Raw genomic sequence first — 18,071 nt, 5'->3', positions numbered from 1 at the left:
ATAGCTTTACTCACTCATTCATTGATCTCTTTTGTCCTTAAAATTACTGACACCAGCGGCTAAATAGCAGAAGTAACCTGAAATAATATTGTCAGTTATAATATCAAATAGCCAAGTTTAATTTTGTTATTTATATACTATTCTTTATAAGTGTAAAAATAATATATCCCCAAGAAATTTTCCATAACAACATACAACATGGAACTACTTGTTTGTTTCACTACTGTCTGCTCCGTTCTTTATAAATATAGTGGTTCCTCTTTAGTGTTAGTAAATAATGTGTTCTCTTGAACTTTATCAAGAACATCTTTTACTACTTCTGCAATCTGATAAGCAAGTAATGGTGGTACTGCATTTCCTACCTGATGGAACTGAGAAGTTCTTGAACCACAGAAATAGTAATTATCAGGGAAGGTTTGAATTCTGGCGGCCTCTCTTACAGTAAAGCTTCTACACTGACGGGAATCAGGATGTATATAGTAATGTCCATCCTTTGAGATGTGGCTGGTTATAGTTTTAGAAGGCTTGTCATACAATTGTACACAGAATCTATCACCAAATTTGTTTCCAGACACTCCTAAATAAACATTTTTATGTTTTGGTAAAAGGCTATCCGGAAAATCAAAGAGTTTTGGAGAACGGCCATGGACTGTAGCAAAACATGATACAAAGAGGTAGCGATATAGATCCATTACGATATGGCTTCTGGACTCGTGGTTACACGCACCGCCAACATTTTTATCAAGATACCATTCGGCTTTATAATTTATAGAGGTTTGGCTTTTGATGAAATGCTTTCCGGCTCCAAATTCACACAAGATTAAATTGTTAACCTTATTTATTATTTCCTCCCTGATTTCTATATCTTTTATTGAATTGAAAAAAGGATGATGCAATGACTCTTTCAGAACCTTTTTCCAGGCGTTATTGAGGTCTGGACCTTTTGAAATCCCACTCCTTATTTCTGGAAGGCCACTTATTACATCTTTTACATTTACTTCCTTCTTTTTTGTTAATACTGAAGGCTTACTTATATTCAGATCTTTTCTGATTCCAAGCAGTATAACTCTGTGTCTTGCCTGGGGAATACCATACTCTTCAGCTTTAATAATAAAGTCTCGGATATCATATTCTGGATTTCCAAAAATATCTGTACTTACAGGTTTCTTAGTCAATGAATAAATATTGTAACCCGGACAAATCAAATCATCATCAATTTTTCCCTGAAGCTCACTGTAAGCATTCACGGGGTCTCTGAGATCGGATAATATTTGTTGAAATATTAGACTATCATTGACTTTTGATGATAATATTCCTTTTACATTCTCCATTACAAACACGGGTGGATTATGTACCGCCAGTATTCGGTAATATTCACGGTACAGATACACCCTTTCATCTTCCGGGTTGATACCTCCGCGTCTGGAACGTCCCACAATAGAATATGCCTGACAAGGTGGTCCTCCAATAAGCACCCAGTTTTCAGCACCATTCAGAGCATTGCTGATTTTTTCATCCAGTTGGTCTACCGGTACTTTTCCCAGTGTCAGTTTCTGAGCCTCCTGTTCGGCATGAGAGTGCTCTCCGGGAAAGAGGCTGTATAACTCCTTCAATTTTATTTCGCCCCTCATAAACTGATAGTATTCAGCTGGCAGTTCAAAGGGGGGGAATTGCCTTACAAAGCTTCTTAACGTTAGTGTCTGGTGAGCAAAGTCATCTTTCTCTACTGATATGCCTATTTTAAAGGCCCGATTCCCATCGCTATTTAATAAGGAGGTAAATCCTTCACCCAATCCTCCCGGACCGGCAAACAGATCAATTATCGGTATTCCCATTGTTTCTTATATTCTTTGCCAGTTCATTCAACGTCCCTGATAATCTGTCCTTTTTTAGCTCACATTCCCAAACCTCAATTACTCTCCAGCCTAGTTTCTCTAGTCCTGAAGTAGTATGTTCGTCATTCTGTATATTACCGTTAATCTTGCTCAGCCACCATTCTGTTCTTGTTTTTGGAATTACAAAATACTTACAACCAGTATGTCCATGCCAAAAGCATCCATGAACGAACACCACCGTTTTAAACTTTGGCAAAACAATATCGGGCTTACCCGGCAGCGCTTTTACATGTAGTCGGTACCTGAATCCACTAGCATGTAAAAACTTCCTTACAAGTATCTCAGGCTTTGTGTTCCTGGACCTTATACGGCTCATATTATAGCTCCTGACCTCTTTACTATGAACGTCTGCCATATCAGGTATTTGGAATTACTATTTCTTAAAAATAGTGATAACCCTATATTAATATTACACCTTAAGAAAGAAAAATCAATTTCTGCCAGTGAAATAGTGAAACTATAAAGCATAAGTTTCAATATGCACTGAGGCACAGCAGAATGTGCTGCTTCTAACCTAATCAGGTATAATTTTTATTAAAAGTATGTAATTCCAGCCTCAAATCTGGCAGCCAGGGCATTTATATCCTCCCTTCTTGCCAGCTGATTTACCCAATAGGCCGGGATGCTTTCAAAACCGTAGAGTATACCGGCCAGGCCACCAGTGATTGCGGCGGTAGTATCCGTATCTTCGCCCAGGTTTACTGCCTGAAGGACTGCCTCCCTGTAACTGTTGGTTGTAAGCAAACACCAGATACTCGCCTCCAGTGCGTGTACTACATAGCCACTTCCATTGATTTCCTCGTCCGGCAATTCGTGAATGTTTCCCATAAGTAGTCTATTATACCAGGCTATCTCATCAGGGTCAACTGACAAATAATTGAGATAGGTAGGGATGTCAGTCTGAAGCTTTTGATAAATCTTAAACTTATCTTCCTGATTCAGCAAACCTCTCGCAAACTCCAGATAGTAAAAGCAACCTATAACAGACCGGATGTGTCTGTGTGTAATAGAAGATACCTCTTTAGTGATTTGAAAACGTTCATCAATAGGTTTGTCTTTGATATAAAAGATGAGGGGCAAAATTCGCATTAAAGAGCCATTGCCATTGTCAAATTCGGAGGTACCTCCTGCCAGTTCCGGGCGTATTCCCTGAGAGATATTTCGAATAGCATCTTTAGTTGAGATGCCTACATCAAACACGACATTATAGGGCGTCCAGTAGTTATGGTAAAGCCACTTAACAAAATTCTGGCCTATTGCATCAAGATCATATCCCTGCGTCAGGACCTCAGCGAGGCAGAAAGCTAATGAGCTATCGTCGGACCAGGTACCAGGAGGTAGGTGATAGGTGCCATACCCTATCATATCAGTAACAGGATCCTGACGGATAGCCGCCCGACTTCTGAATTCTACCGGGACTCCGAGGGCATCGCCAACGGCCAGTCCAAATAATGCGTCCTTAATCAAAAGAAAAAAGGTGGAGGAGTAAGATAACAATGTACATAATTAACATTTACTTTCAATAATCAGGTGCTTCTGAGTCTAAAAAAATAGTTGGACAGAATAATTTTTAAGCAATCTGAAATAGAGGTCTGGCTTGTTTTATTTCTACCCATTTTTTACATTTACCAGACCTGATTGGGAATAAGGTTTTTGCGTTGTGTTTCGCGACGTAATCTTTAAATGTAGCGGTAAAAAAGGGCGCGCTGCGCGCGCATCAAGCGTTGGTTGCATCCCACTATTTTAAAACGTGGTACATCTACTATGAAATAGTGAGACTAATCATTGGAATACTAAACCAGTACCCAATCAGGCTTTTTTCTTTTCGATGACTCAATCTATCAATAAAAAGGATGCCCAGGCTGACCTTCTCCTGAATGGAGAAAGTATAGAGGATGTATATAAATTAATAAAAACATTATCTGGAAAAAGGGGGAGAGATTTCAAAAATATTACCCTTGATGAGTTCAGGGATTTATATACCACTACTACAAAAAGATATTCCTCATTTGCTATTCCCAAGCGTTCAGGAGGCTCACGCACAATCAGTGCACCTGATCCGGAGCTAAAAGTAGTTCAGACTCTTCTTTCAACCTGTTTGGCAAGACTCTATGAGCCACCGGCCGCTGTTCATGGATTCATTGAAGGTAAAAGTGTTGTCTCTAATGCTGAGCTGCACCTTCGTAAGCCTTTTGTCCTCAATATTGATCTGCTTGACTTTTTTCACAGTATCGATTCCAGCCGGATAATGGTTGTACTTCAGCGGCAACCTTTCAACTTCAGTGAAAGAATGGCTTTTCACCTGACCTGGTTATGTTGCTTTAAGCAACGATTGCCGCAGGGAGCTCCTACTTCACCCGTTTTATCCAATATTGTCTGTCAAAGGCTTGATGTACTGCTTCAGGAATTTGCGGTTGAAAATAACTTAACCTACACCCGCTACGCAGATGACTTAAGTTTTTCCTCTTCAGATGAGTGGAAAAATGAGTGGCCCGGGCAAATTGGAGCTATTATTGCGGAGGAAGGCTTTACGGTTAATGCAAAAAAAGTAAGGATACAGAATAGTGCCCAAAGACAGGAAGTCACCGGACTAACTGTAAACGAGAAAACAAACGTTTCACGGGAGTACATTCGCCTGATTAGATCCATGCTCTATAACTGGGAAAAGCTTGGCTATACTTCGGCTCAGGAACGTTTCCACAAGACATTCGTCAAAAGGCCGGCAACTTATGCCTGCGAGGAGCCTCAGTTGCTGTATGTACTCGAAGGAAAGTTGAACTACTTAAAGATGGTCTGCGGTGCAGACGATGACATTTTTCTTCGATACATTAGCCAATACTTTAAATTGCGGAAGCGTGATAACATGTAATTGAGTAGATAAAAGTAGCCATTAGTTTGGCCACTGCTCAGTCTTTCCAATCTACAATCGATCTGACTATCCTACTTACCTCCTAGCTGCCCGATAATCTGGGTACATACATTACTAACTGCATAGATTTGCAAGGAAAAATGCAGTATAAAGACTTACAAATGGCAGAAGAAAGTACAATAATTCAGCGCATTTAGATTAAGACAAGGAAAGCCAAAGGAGGGAGCTACGTAGCCCTATTTTGGACAGCACAAACATACTATATATACTTTTTTATAGTAGTACTTACCTAAAGTCAGCAGGTTGAAAATAAAAACGCTTAGCATTTGAATGCTAAGCGTTTTTTATAACTAAGCAATTATTAGAAATACCTATCACTAAAGCTAAGGAGTAGTTATCATCTTAGCAATAATCCTGTCTCCGTCACAAGTGATACTGTAGTCAAAGCCATCGCTGAAACGTTTAACTGTACCACATTGGCAACAACTGGTACTGTAATCTCCATCTACGCGTCTTTTACCCCCCTTTCCATCATGCACATAGTAATATGATCGGCAATCTTGGCAGTCTTCTGTATTAGCAATCTTTACTCCATTAGGTGGAAATACTTCTGGCTTAGGCTCTTTACTTCTACCACCACCATTATTACTAGAATCTCCCGAATTGCCAAGCTGTTCGTGTTTTCCCTTCTGCTTAGTAAAAAATAGGGACTTAACAAGAGGCCATCCATATGTATAAGATATAAATCCTAATAAGAATAAACCAGCAACTAATATAATAGGGATTTTTGAATTAGGCGGTGGCGGCTTTACTTCAAATAAATCATTTTTACATTCGGGACAAATAAATTCATTAGCTCCTTCAATTTTGATGATTTCACCAGATTTAGCTTTCGGGCAGTCATCATCAATATTTGTGCATTTACCGTATCGCTTTACCATATGTGTGTACTTTGATAGTGTCTACTAGTTATTTTTCTTTTTCCAGATCATTAATTATCCTTTTTGCAGCGTCTTTAAAAAGATTATAGTCATTTGGATTATTAATTTCATCTTTAAGCTTGATAACTAACTTCTCAATATTTGTTACCAATTCATCCTTTTTAGCCTTATGTTTAAAGCTTTTCTGGCTTTCCTCACGAACAACCCTTGACAGTTTTTCAATTTCAGTAGGAATAAGGCTTTTCCAGGCATTATGAAGCATTTTATCCATAAAGAATAAAGGCTCTTCGTCCCCGAACCGATCGACTTCTACTAATGCAAGTTTTGTATATCCGTCACTATTCTCCTTCTCTTTTACACGGTTCATCGCATGTGCGAGCAGTAGATCCGGAATACACTCCATACGCTTCTGGTCTAATTTAGCAATAAGCTCCTGTAAGGTAGGTGCAAACAGATCGGGTAATTCATCATCCTGAATATGAACCAGCATACGTGCTCTTACAGAGTCAGTCTTTTGCAACCGCAGTTGGTACTTCTCGCGTAAACGCTCCGTGTGGGTTAGGTACCGCAGGGGGAATAAACTGGTTACTGTCATCAGTGTTATTTGATGCTCACTGGAATCAGCCTCAAGAAACTTCAATTCACTCTGCTGATTTTTATTAAATTCGAACGCTGTTTTTAATTTATCAATGAATGTAGGATAGTTTGCAGTAGAGTTCTTTGGTAGAATAACAAACAGGGTTCTCTTCGCAGCTCCGGCTGAGAAGCCATCCCCCGCTTTATTTATCTCATTTGGATTAAATAGAACGTAGCAACCAGCAAACTTCATAAGCTGGCTTGTTAAGCTGCGAAGAGCCCTAATGTCACTCCCATACTTGTACTGCAATTTTTCTAGTACGTTCATACCTAATAGCCTGTCCTGAGTACCCAAATCTGCTTCAAACGCGATGGCATTCTCCTGACATACTTTTTCAAGAGTATTAACAAAAGTACTTTTGGATATGAGGCTATTAAAGTTGACAAAATTCAGACGGTTACTCCCTAAAATATTTGATAGTGCTTCCCGAACCTTCGCTGTTTGCTGCTCTTGCACCTTATCGTCACGCTCAAATCTTTTCACTATTTCTTTCACCTTCATTGACTCGTAAAAGGGTACCAGCTGTTGCTTGAAGATCTCAATGTACTCGGATTCATCATCCAGTGTCCACTCCTGATCATTACAGCGAGATTGGATATTTTGCTCAAAAATCTCTAAACCATTGTTAACTGTTGCACTTGCTATGGTAATTTCTTGATTCAGCAATTCAAGTTGCTCAATTACTTCGTATATAAAGTCTTGTCCGAACTTAATTCCTTCTATTGTGGTACGAATACGGTATTCATCCTGGATAGCTAGTACCTGGGCTTCAAAAATCTGCTCGCGCTTTCCCAGCATATCTGAAAGGAGACCAATCTTGGCCCAATTCTCATCATTTGTTCTAACTGCTTCCCTGGCATTATCCAGCAGCCTGGTATGTGATTCTAATTTACTATCAAGTTCTTTTGTGACATCTGCCCGTAAATAATTTAGCAATGCATTTAGTTTTATTTTAAGATCACTGATGGACAGCTTCCCACTGCGCCACTCTCCAAAAAACTCACTTTCAATTCCCCTTCGAATCTCAATAGCCATATCTCGCTTATCCTTCCGTTTGGCATGGAAGAAACTTGTAACGCCTCCTGACTTTCTGAAGTCTTCCTCGTACTCTTTCAACGCCAAAGTTTTTATAGCATCTATCCATCTCCCTTTTTCGCTCTGCCTAGCTAATGATTTAAAGAATTCACACTTTTCTCGCCAATGAGTCTGATACGTCTTCCACTTGCGGCTAGTATCATCTATAAGTACAGCCTCTGATAGGATAAGATGGTTGAAGGTTAAATGCCATCTTTGAAGTACATCAGCTTGGCGCACTTCTTCATTGAAACTCCTTGTCTTTGGATCATTAACAAAACCAGCAACATCAACCCAGTTATTGAATCGTAGCTGAAGTGCGGCCTGCTTAGCAAAGTTATAAGTAAGATACTCTCTGATTTCCTGCTCAGGGATAGCAAGCCTTTTGATCCCAAAGCTCAAAAAGCGTTTGCTACGCTCAGCGGTTCTACTACCAACAGCCATTTCGGGAGTAGGGTCGCCATTTTCTCCTGATTCCAATCGGTGTAACTCAGAGGAGATCTGAGTCAAACCAATCGTTTTCTGATAAATAAAATCAGCTACAATGGATGGTAGCTCTGTTTCCTTATTGACAGTAATACCATTTTCGTTCTGATTACTGAATACATAACATCCAGTAAACGGAGTGTCCACAGTTAATGGGGCCTTTTCGCCGGTAACATCATAGGGGCGTAAGGCTCCCGCACTAACTGCATTTAAATCCATGAGGGCCGCATACCCATTTGCATAGTAGAAGTCCAGTTCGGTATTCCAAGTAGTTGCGTCCTCGGGTAGATAAACGTATACCAGGATAGAGTAGTTAGTATTATGCGCTGGATAATTGTTACGAATCTGCGTTATTATATCGATTATTGATCCACTGCCCGTACCTCCTGCTAAACCAGCGCAAATGTGAAAAGTAACATCTGTTTCATTGGTAGCCTGCTGTAGCTTTGTAACCCGCTGAGCAAGTGATGTATTAAATACCTTTGCATTACTGGCAAACAAGATGCGCCCCATCCGTCGGCGTTGCATTCCGGCCGTTTTTTGACCTCTTGAGTCATTTATCAGGTCAATCCAAAACTCCTTGTCACCAATAAAATCTTTTACTCCTGGGTATCTTTCTATTTCAGCAAACTTACTAGCCAGGTTATCCGATTTAAGCTCTAGAAAGTTACTAGTTCCCAAAGCTATAGATTCGCCCATAACCTCCCACTCTGACTCCTTGTTGTATTCATCAGTGCTTGAATCGATGTACAAGTACTCAATATTGTTGGGATGCTGATTTCTGTATTGCTGGTAGACTAATTTCTTAAATGCTCTAACTACCTTGCCGCCCGTGCCTCCTGAAACAATTAGTAGATGATTAGCCATGATTGACTCTTGTTGATAGTGGAATTTAATGTTTTACAGACTGCTCTTGATATCCTTATAAGCTGCAAAACCAATAAGGCCAAAGGGGATTAACTGCACCAGAAAAAAGGCCAGCACTAAACAAATGCGTGAGATGGTGACTACTCGCGGGGCCTGTACCAATAACTCATCTTTTATATGTTTAGCTGCCAGATCAATTGCATTTTCTGTTGGATAGCTTTTTCCAGGATAACTTTTAAAAAAAGATGCTACATCTGAATGAATTACTTCAGTAGGAAGAGAGGGAGTAGCCCATACAATTTTACTCAGGAATGGGTGCATTTCATCAAAATTTGTACATGCCTCATTAGAATATATCTGAGCAGCAAGAAGCTTGGAGTCCTTATGGGACACTGGAATAGAACCTTCCTCAATGGGAGGGAAAGTAGAAATGTCTTCTTTACCCGATTCTTTAACTTTATTATAGGTCTTCTCAAAAGTACTTTGGCTCCAAACCTGATCCTCCTTAATATTTACCTGCCAAATTTCAATCTGCGCCTGCGTGATCTCCCGCATGAAAGTTAATCCCGCAAATGCCAGCACGAAAAAGAAAGTCAGTGTACAGGCCAGGGCAGTGAATATTTTATGGGTAGAAGTTAGTTGAAATCTTTTATTTAAAAGTTGTACATAGTGCAGGCATATCCAACCGCAAAGTAGAGAGAAGCCAAGTGCAGCCGCAAGAGTAAGACTTAAATTTCCGGGAGTAAATCTGCCAAGACCCTCAGAAACAATAGTGATCAGTTCAAGTAGCCAATTCATACTGGGTTTTAGTTTGATAATGGATTAAATGGATCTGATGTATGTGTATACGATTCAGAAAAACACCTATTTATTCTATCTTTTTCATTAACTAGCGCTTGGCTGTAGCCCGCGTAGTTATTTGCAATTTATCAACAGCTAATGTTTCCTGCTGCTTCTGATTACATTTAAGAGTTGCTATGATTGCCGACAGTGGTCCTTCTATAATTTTATATCCATCTTCTTCGCGCATGTGCACCTTCTTTTTAGAATCAGTCGGGATTGGACAAAAAGGAACTTCAGAAGCATAGGCTAACAAGTACTCTGTGCCAAATGGAGCAGAGCATACGAAAGTTGACTGAGGTGATATACGGACGGGTTTATTTTCTTGCCCCGGTTTGATTTCGAAGTCATTTTCCAATAGAGTATGAGTTCCATCAGCTAACCGGTATAACAACCTTAAATAGCATGGCCGGTTAGCCACGACCTCTATGCGCATTTGCTGCCCCTCCCAATATTCAACTCCTGAACGTCCCCGATCAGTATTGACCTCAATTGTCAAAGAAGTTTTAGCTTCAGGAACAAGTTGTTTAAGTGTATCCTGAATTGCAACTACCTGCTGGTATGTTACAGGCTTCAGACGTAAGCCTTGTTGGTCTAGCCAGGTAAGTGGTAGTTCCATATTCTCATATTTCACTAAGACTTTATTAGTTTTACTATCTAGCAGCTCCGCTACCAGCCGCAAATTATTGATATCTTCCTGGTAATAGCCTCTTATATATAGTGGTGTTTCCATAGACTGAGCTGTGGATACGGCTTCTATTTTGGCTTGTTTCTGAAGGCAACTGCTAAAAGTAGCGTATATACGATCAGAGAGTTCATCATTGATTCCGCAACTGTTATATGTAAAAGCTGCAAGTGTGAGCTTTGCAGTTTTGTCAGGTATTTGTTGTTTGATGTTGTTAGTTAGTGAAGATAAAGCCGTTAGAAGATCCATCGGTTGTTCTACTGGCTCTTCATCAGTGGCTTTTAAATCTTGGTTTGTTAATATAAAGGCTGAAGTAGGCCATTTATCTACTTTACTGATGCCCGTAATCTTAAAATTAAGGAACGTCTCAGCTGCTTTGCTATATGTAAAATGTACCCGAAACTCTGTTAGATTCTGATAGTGAAGCTTTGTGCCGTGCAAATCAATACCTTTCAATTGTTTGTCAAGATATACGTTCACATAAGGCTCTCCATCTTTAGTCTTTTGGATATCATAATGCGCATCATCAATGTTCAAACTGTTTTCTAATGGCTTACCTCCCGAGAAAATGCGGCAATCCTTAATATATTCCTCTACAGAAGTATAGGCTCTGACTGCTGTCCTGAACTCATTAAAAATAAGTACGTCCCTATTAAGAAAAGCATCCTTTATTAATCCATTTAATTGGCCTTGTAGAGCCTCAAATGGCTGGTTGACTTCATAATTCGTTAAAATCTCAACATTTGCCAGGTATTTATCATGAATCAGTTGTCGAGCTGTCTTAGCTATTTTATTTTTTTCAGTCTGAGTATAGGATTGTGCCTTTATATAGGATGTCCCAATTGATAGTAGAAGGAGCAATATGTAAAGAGATAATCTCATACAAATTTATTTCACTTTTCTACTCCACGATTATTTGAGATAAAAGTATTACGGATTTTATTATGAAGTCCCTTTGGTAGGCAGGTTGTTTCAGACGAGCGACATAAATCGCTGATGAGCCAACCCGAATTATCAGAGTCCCGGTTAAACTGCCGTAACTGGATAAGCCATCGCATTGGAGTGTTAATCCACAAAGAGGAAATTTCTAAAGTCTGAGGGCGAAGTTGGCCATTGGAATGAAAGTAGGCAAAGGTATTCAGCAGACTATCATTAGGATATGAATCATCAATAAAATAATTTATGCTTTGTCCTGCGTTAAGATGTTTGAACAGCGCCATAAAATTCATTTCATGAGCATTAGGTGGAATAAACTTTGATACATTCTTTGTAGTAGTGTCTTTATCTAATGTACCCGTACTTGTCAACAGAAAAGGTGCGTCAATACTAATGATCTCCCAAAGCCAATTACTACCTGCACGCTCCTTTTTTAAGTACATTTTGTATTCATGCGTTTGCTGCTTCCAAATGGCGGACCCCCGGACTTCTGCGTACATATTCTCATTAGGGGCTATTAAAGTCCCTGGTTTGAATGATTCGCAGACTTCATATAGAAATTGATCAACTACATATTTATATACACTATTGCTACTACTATTACGGATTAATCTATCGTCTTCTAAGTCAAAAAGTTTCCAGATACGCTGCTTCCTTGCTGCATGGTCATGATGACCATTAATTGAATCATTGTCAGGGCCAACTAAATCATTAAAGCGTTTTACAAAATCATTTGTGTAGTGTATCCTAGCCTTCATAAAAGGCTCAGGAGCTAGTCGTTGATGTTTATAAGTACCCAGAAGTGAATCCCCCCTATTTATTGAATGGTCAACAAGCGAGTCATTTTTAAAAAATAGGGAATCTGTCTCCTGTCCGTTAGTAAGCTTTGGCAAGAGACAAAGGCCAATAAAAAAACAGAGGATGACAAGCTGTCTCATAGGTGCTATTGCACAGATTTCTTTGGAGTAATTTCTGCTACACGTATATCACCTAGTAGTACAGTCCATCTGTTTTCTTCATAAAAAGGATCTTTACGATTGCGAAGGTCAACGTCCATATTTTTGCTTGTTTTATCTTCATACATAATCTTTCCATTATTACCCTTACCCTGAAAGCGTTGAAAGTAAGTAGCAGTGGTCACATATCCGGTGTTCGTTTTTTCCCAGTCGTTGATAAGGGCTAAATCATAGAACGTTATCGATATATCGAAGTATTTTTTTTCGAGATTTTTTAAGCGTCTTAAATATATGGAAAGTGGATACTCTTTGATCAATGTTTTAGTCTTGACAGAACCAACCTGCATAGTAGAGTTAGGCATAAAAAGTCGTAGAGCGTTCTCAATAGCCAGTTCACGAGTCTGATCAGACTGTTTAGGATCTGAAATGATAGTTAAGAAGGTTTGAAATTCATTTACCTTAAACTCTACCAGCTCCTGAAACGCTCTTAATTGTTTTGGGTTCAGTTTGTCCTCGTTGACATTACCATCCTGATCAACTGGCAATGGGTCGTTTTGACCCTGGCCAAATGATGAAACAGGGCTTAGGCTTATAGAGAATATAAGCATTGTAAAATAGTATAGTGATGTGCGCATAGCTTATAATAATTAAAATTTTATCTTGATAATGTGTAGCATGAGGGCTAAAAAGCTCGCAAATACTTACTGATATTTAAAAATGAATTTTCCACGTAATCGCCCTTCAATATACGGGGGCTGTTTATAGCCTCTTACTTCTAGGCCTCTGTCCACTTTATCTATTAATTCAAATATATCCTGTCCTGGTACATCAATATGTTTGATTAGTTCACTTGTGAAAAGCCCATTTTTTTCATCTCCATCCAGAGCTGATTTGCCTGGCTCAGTAGCATAAACAATCATGGTCCCTACCGGAGGATTGGTAGGTGCAAAAACAGGTTCGCCAGCGCCTCTGCGCCAGGAGCGATAGGGATTATTCCGGCAAGCGTCCCAGAATACCAGATTTGAACCACTGGGATTGGTCTCTTCCATACGGGCGATTAGCTGTCGTAATGGAAAACATTCGAATTCTACATCTGCTTCAGCTGTTGGGTCAGTGTCTACTGGTTGTATGTAATTGACACCGTTAACCATAAGTCCATGACCGGCATAGAAAAAAAGGCTAATACTTTTGTCAGTCAAGCTATTTGTAAATGTATCAACTGTTTTCTTTAAATCCTTCCGGCCTTGGTTTTCATGAAGAGTTACAGTGAATCCTAGCTTTTCAAGTCGCTCCCTAATTGCTTGTCCGTCATTTATTGAGTTTTTTAAGGGATACTTTTGATATGCCTCATTTGCAATAATAAGAGCCACACGCTTTTGAGCCGACGTTTCAGCCGCAACTGCATTGGAGGAAGGAGAGACAGCATTATAAGTAATGTAGTATGAACTGGAGGTTGTAGCGCCGCCAGAATTAGATACAACAAAATGCACTTCATTTGCACCCTGAACCAATGAGAGTTCTTGAGTGATTTCCTGGCCACAATTTACTTTTTTGAAACCACGAGTTGGTCCGCCTATGGTTTTACCATTATGGACGAAATGATAATCGATTAATGGAGCGTCTGACTGCACACAAACCGATAAAGTAAAATTATTTTGCTCTACTGTTAACTGTTGAATTTGGGGGTTTTGCCAAACAATAGTAGGGGCTTGAGTAGGGGCTTGAACTTTTAATTTTGATTGCACCCAATCACCTTTATATTTCAATGCTCCTTTCTGTGCCATTGCAGAAAGTGCTATATGTAATATACAAAAAATTATTATTATCTTTTTCATACTCAAAAATTAAAAAGTTAACATTAATCCTATCATTGGCGTCTTATCTGCATAACTTAGTGTTATCCCTTGTTTAATATTTCGCTTTTTCCGATCGTTGCTAAGACCTTTAAAGAAAGTATAAGCTACATCAGTAACAAGTATAGATGCCGCCATACTCATGGCTATCAAATATTCATGGTGAGACTTATTAGCTTTATTATAATAAGGTTGGGCATTTCGCTCATAACGTTCACTTTGATAGAGGCTATACTGACTATTAGACCTTTTCTTTTGTAGTATACTGTATCCAAGCAAACCACCGTAAGCCACTGTTATAAGGGGCCTTAAGCCTATCTTATTATACGGCTGAACAAAAATATTGCCTATTCCAGGTGCAATCACGGAGATAAGCGCATTTATAGGACCACCACCAATTGAATCAACTGTCTTAGGTTCTTTAAATTCTACAATTCCAATTATAGGTCTGATTTCTTCATCAAGTTGTTCACCATCCAGAGCATATTCCCAAACTATTACTTTGTTTATACCTGCTGTTATATTTCTGCCAATATCGCCACTTAGTGTTTTCATTTTAAGAAAGCCTTGCTTTTTGCCTTCCACTTGAAGATATACTGAGTCTTTAACTGAAACATCTGAAATGTTATATGTTACTTTTACTCTTTGCACATCTATTTCCACACGAATATCTGATACTATAGGCTGAGCAAATAGTAAATTGTTTTCACTTGACCATAGTAGTAAGATAAAAAAGAAAAGGTTAAATGGCTTCATGTAATATCTGGTACTTTTTTGTACAATGACTAGTTAAAGGCAACTCTTTTCTTGTTGCCATAATTGCATCACTTCTGCATCATTTAAAGCTTTCTCATAAATTCTGATATCATCAAGTTTACCTTTGAAATAACGGTTCCATACTTGGTGATAACCAAATATAACTGTGCTTGTCGCTGACAGTGGAGCATTTCCTCCTCGTTCAGAGTTTCTATAATTAGTACCCATAACCTGCGTGCCATTGAGATAAAGCTTCATTTGATTTGGTTCAATTGAAGTATTCGCACTTCCTTGCCATACAGCTACTACATGAACCCATTGATTTAAAAGCGAGGAGAAGGGTACTTTAATAGTTTTCAGTATATGATCTCCATCTAGCCCAAAATTCAATTTGAAAGCATTATTATCATTTATATCCTTATCAAAAAATAAACTTAAACTTTTGGCAGGGCTATCAATACTTCTTTCCAAACCTCTAAACTGACTAATTGCTACCGGTCCCTGATTTGGATCTGATACATTTACCCACACAGAGAAAGAGTAGGAAAGCAAATTCGTTGGAGTATAAGGAAGAATAATATAATCGTTAATACCATCTAAGGAATACGCCATATTGGGATTGCCACAACGGTCTGAGGTAGGGGAAGCTCCTTGAATTTGACCATTGTACTTATTGCCACTATCGTCTCTTCCAGAATTATTTAAAGGATAATAAGCAATTTGCCCAAGAGTGAGATCCTCCCCGAGTGTAGTCAGTTTGTTAATGTTACTATAGCTTGTATCTATGGCATTGATTGCAAAAGCTCTATAAAAATAGGAAGTATTTGGCTTTAATGTTAACTTAATAGACGTATTTATACCAGCAGAATTAGCAGGCACCTGAATATACTGTTTGTCATTTGAAATAAAAGTAGGGGCAGAATTAGTGGGTGAAAAAATAATTCCAACATGAGTAGCTGGGGGATTGCCTACGTCATCAAGTTTCAAAGTAACGGTTGCTTCATTTCTTCCGATAGAACTAACATTAACTATTGTCACAACAGGGGAAGCTCTTGTCTGAAACGTTTTGACACTACCATAGCCAGTACCGGCACTATTCGAAGCATAACCGCGTACGTAGTATGTTTTGTTAGGAACTAAATTAGATAAGGAAAATGTGGCAAAAGAATTATTAGGAAGGTTTCCTTCTGTTTTGACTGTTGCATCAGATTCTACCAGAGGAGTGCTATTAGTCGTAGAATAGCATATTCCATATCTGGTAATCTGACCGTTTCCATTGCTACTTATAGCCATTCGTATCGTAGCCATTGATGTACTTACATTCGCTGGCTCCTCAGTGATTACAGTTGGAGCAATAATATTCTCTACTAATATATCCTTTGTCAGTGTTGTAACATCCCCGCATATATTAGTTATTGTAACATTTACTTTGTAAGTACCAGGATTTAAAAATGTGTGTTTAGTTTGAAGGGTAGAAGTCGTAACATACTTCCCATCCCCAAAAAACCACTCAACTTTATCTATGGAGCTATTTTTTGAGGTTAGTGATAAATCAACTGTCAAGAGATTTGACTGAATATTTAATTGTACAGGGGTTTGATCACACTTTGGAAACTCCCTTTTAGGTAGGTCAAAGCCGTAACATCCTAGTAGCCATACTGCTGAGATAGAAAGGCTTAGATATATAGATAGGGATAAAGCAGTGCTAGGTAAATTTATTTTCATATAGCGTGAATATATACTATAAAGCCCTCATAAATGAGGCTTTGGCATCTATTAAACAGCCGCAACTTGCACAGAACTATGTACAAATAGCGGGGAGACTATTAAAAGTAACTGAGTAATGAATATTATGCGGGGGAATAAATATTGCAAGAAATTTTTAAACAAGCAAGTGGTAAAATAGTCACTAATCTTTTGGGACGCACTTTAAGCAAACCTTTTTTTAATAAATGGAATCATACTCGAAGCTAACAACAAGATAAGTACCTTATAACCAACGATATGCAGGTTATAAGTTGCGCAAGTAAAAAGGAATAGCGAATTTCCATAAAGTGATTTGATTTTGAGTTAGATCACCATCTAACTTTCCTTTACTCAAACCCTTTGGGCTGCAAACCCGATTTTCTATCCGAGCGGATGCAAGTCAAACAGAGCGGGGTGCTGACAGCGACCGCATACCGTTCGGAGCTTAGGTCTGTTCCCTCAGCGACCCGTTCACTTGCCTCTCTCTGATTAGCAATAGGCAAGTTACCAAATCTTAGAATCATGTCATACTACAAATCTAAAGGGCGATCCGCTTTTTTCGGAGGATAGTCAAAGATTATGAATATACTGTATCTTCTTCTATTGCTTGGTTCTATTTGGCCAACATTCAGTTTATGTTGCAACGCATTCACTATTCCTGCCAAAATTTATTTCCCAACACCCTCTTAGGGAATAAATCTTAATATGCTCTGAAAGAGAAGACCTCAATTTGTTGGCGAGTCTGTTGGCGACCTAAAAGAAATGAGCCACCTAACATTGTTGCTAAGTGGCTCATTTTCAGGCTCCCGAAGCTGGGCTCGAACCAGCGACCCTCTGATTAACAGTCAGATGCTCTAACCGACTGAGCTATTCGGGAGTATGTAGTGCCGGAGATGATACCCTATGACTAACAGTCAGATGCTCTAAACGACCGGCAAACGTTTTGTGAGCTATTCGGGAGTATGTATGCCAGTGGATACCCTCTGCTGTGATCAGATGCTCCGGGCGACTGGCAACGTCCTGTGAGCAGTTGGGGTGTCCCCAATCCAGTTGTTATTCTGAATTGTGGGTGCAAATTTAGGGACTCTTTGAGTACAGTGCAATACCTTGCCCAAAAAAATATTAGTTCCGGACGTGCTCTAAGATTAACTCCTTGACTCTCTTGGCGTCTCCTTTGTTAAAATTATTCATAATTATTTCGGGCCGCATGCGGGGAATCACACGAATGGTGGCGAATAGTACCCCGTTTTCGATCTCAACCCCGGATATATCGTTATAGAACACGAAGTTGTCGGTGCTGCTGAACATTTTACGGACTTTGAAGGTAACGCCCTTCTCTCCAAAAATGACCTCGTCCGGAAACATCGGGTTTTTTAAACTACTTGCTTTGAATCGCTCATTCATGCTAATTGGGTCTGGTTTAGGTTAGTTACTGCTAACGGGCAAATATACGGTACAATCCGGCGGGGTTCCAACTTGTAGTACCTCTAAAATAAAACATCAGTGCCAGTCGGGGACTGGCACTGATGC

The 18,071-nt window shown here is 39.2% G+C and carries 14 protein-coding genes and 1 tRNA gene; 1 reads left to right on the top strand and 14 read right to left on the bottom strand.

What is annotated here, in order from left to right; genetic code table 11:
• Positions 1-239: 239 nt before the first annotated feature.
• The 3 genes from VGN67_RS01000 to VGN67_RS00990 all read right to left on the bottom strand — a co-directional run bounded on the left by VGN67_RS01000 (position 240) and on the right by VGN67_RS00990 (position 3,362).
• Positions 240-1,835 (bottom strand): DNA cytosine methyltransferase, encoded by a 1,596-nt coding sequence (locus VGN67_RS01000; RefSeq protein ID WP_327484892.1) that lies wholly within the window; start codon positions 1,833-1,835, stop codon positions 240-242.
• On the bottom strand, positions 1,816-2,250 hold the full coding sequence (locus VGN67_RS00995; protein ID WP_327484891.1) for a very short patch repair endonuclease: 435 nt from the start codon (positions 2,248-2,250) through the stop codon (positions 1,816-1,818). Before VGN67_RS00995 ends, VGN67_RS01000 begins: the two co-directional genes overlap by 20 nt.
• 179 nt (positions 2,251-2,429) lie before the next feature.
• Positions 2,430-3,362, bottom strand: a complete 933-nt coding sequence (locus VGN67_RS00990) for an ADP-ribosylglycohydrolase family protein (RefSeq protein WP_327484890.1) — start codon at positions 3,360-3,362, stop codon at positions 2,430-2,432.
• A gap of 361 nt (positions 3,363-3,723) precedes the next feature.
• Between VGN67_RS00990 and VGN67_RS00985 the strand changes: the two genes are divergently transcribed.
• Positions 3,724-4,764 carry a reverse transcriptase family protein gene (locus VGN67_RS00985; protein ID WP_327484889.1) on the top strand — a complete coding sequence of 347 codons (1,041 nt, stop codon included), beginning with the start codon at positions 3,724-3,726 and terminating at the stop codon, positions 4,762-4,764.
• A gap of 383 nt (positions 4,765-5,147) precedes the next feature.
• Here the strand turns inward: VGN67_RS00985 and VGN67_RS00980 are convergent, their stop codons facing one another.
• The 11 genes from VGN67_RS00980 to VGN67_RS00930 form a co-directional block, all read right to left on the bottom strand.
• Complete coding sequence (locus VGN67_RS00980) at positions 5,148-5,705, bottom strand: hypothetical protein (protein ID WP_327484888.1); 558 nt, start codon at positions 5,703-5,705, stop codon at positions 5,148-5,150.
• Positions 5,706-5,733: 28 nt separating this feature from the next.
• The gene (locus VGN67_RS00975; protein WP_327484887.1) at positions 5,734-8,769 is read right to left on the bottom strand and encodes a tubulin-like doman-containing protein; all 3,036 of its coding nucleotides are present in this window, start codon (positions 8,767-8,769) and stop codon (positions 5,734-5,736) included.
• Between the two features lie 33 nt (positions 8,770-8,802).
• Positions 8,803-9,567 carry a hypothetical protein gene (locus tag VGN67_RS00970; protein WP_327484886.1) on the bottom strand — a complete coding sequence of 255 codons (765 nt, stop codon included), beginning with the start codon at positions 9,565-9,567 and terminating at the stop codon, positions 8,803-8,805.
• 91 nt (positions 9,568-9,658) lie between these two features.
• Positions 9,659-11,176 (bottom strand): DUF4384 domain-containing protein, encoded by a 1,518-nt coding sequence (locus VGN67_RS00965; protein ID WP_327484885.1) that lies wholly within the window; start codon positions 11,174-11,176, stop codon positions 9,659-9,661.
• 11 nt (positions 11,177-11,187) lie between these two features.
• A complete protein-coding gene (locus VGN67_RS00960) occupies positions 11,188-12,168 on the bottom strand; it encodes a hypothetical protein (protein ID WP_327484884.1) in 981 nt (326 codons plus the stop codon).
• A gap of 5 nt (positions 12,169-12,173) precedes the next feature.
• Entirely contained in the window at positions 12,174-12,821 is a 648-nt protein-coding gene (locus VGN67_RS00955) for a hypothetical protein (RefSeq protein ID WP_327484883.1), read from the bottom strand.
• A gap of 66 nt (positions 12,822-12,887) precedes the next feature.
• A complete protein-coding gene (locus VGN67_RS00950) occupies positions 12,888-14,021 on the bottom strand; it encodes a caspase family protein (RefSeq protein WP_327484882.1) in 1,134 nt (377 codons plus the stop codon).
• A 9-nt stretch (positions 14,022-14,030) separates the two neighbouring features.
• Positions 14,031-14,795: a hypothetical protein gene (locus VGN67_RS00945; RefSeq protein WP_327484881.1), complete on the bottom strand. Its 765-nt coding sequence runs from the start codon at positions 14,793-14,795 to the stop codon at positions 14,031-14,033.
• 33 nt (positions 14,796-14,828) lie between these two features.
• Complete coding sequence (locus VGN67_RS00940) at positions 14,829-16,520, bottom strand: LamG-like jellyroll fold domain-containing protein (RefSeq protein WP_327484880.1); 1,692 nt, start codon at positions 16,518-16,520, stop codon at positions 14,829-14,831.
• Positions 16,521-17,344: 824 nt separating this feature from the next.
• Positions 17,345-17,418, bottom strand: a tRNA-Asn gene (locus VGN67_RS00935).
• Between the two features lie 245 nt (positions 17,419-17,663).
• On the bottom strand, positions 17,664-17,945 hold the full coding sequence (locus VGN67_RS00930; protein ID WP_327484879.1) for a hypothetical protein: 282 nt from the start codon (positions 17,943-17,945) through the stop codon (positions 17,664-17,666).
• Between the last annotated feature and the right edge of the window lie 126 nt (positions 17,946-18,071).

Source organism: Telluribacter sp. (genome assembly GCF_035998675.1).
GTDB lineage: Bacteria > Bacteroidota > Bacteroidia > Cytophagales > Spirosomataceae > Telluribacter.
Note: the sequence above shows the minus strand (reverse complement) of the source record. Positions and strands in the feature narration are given on the sequence as shown.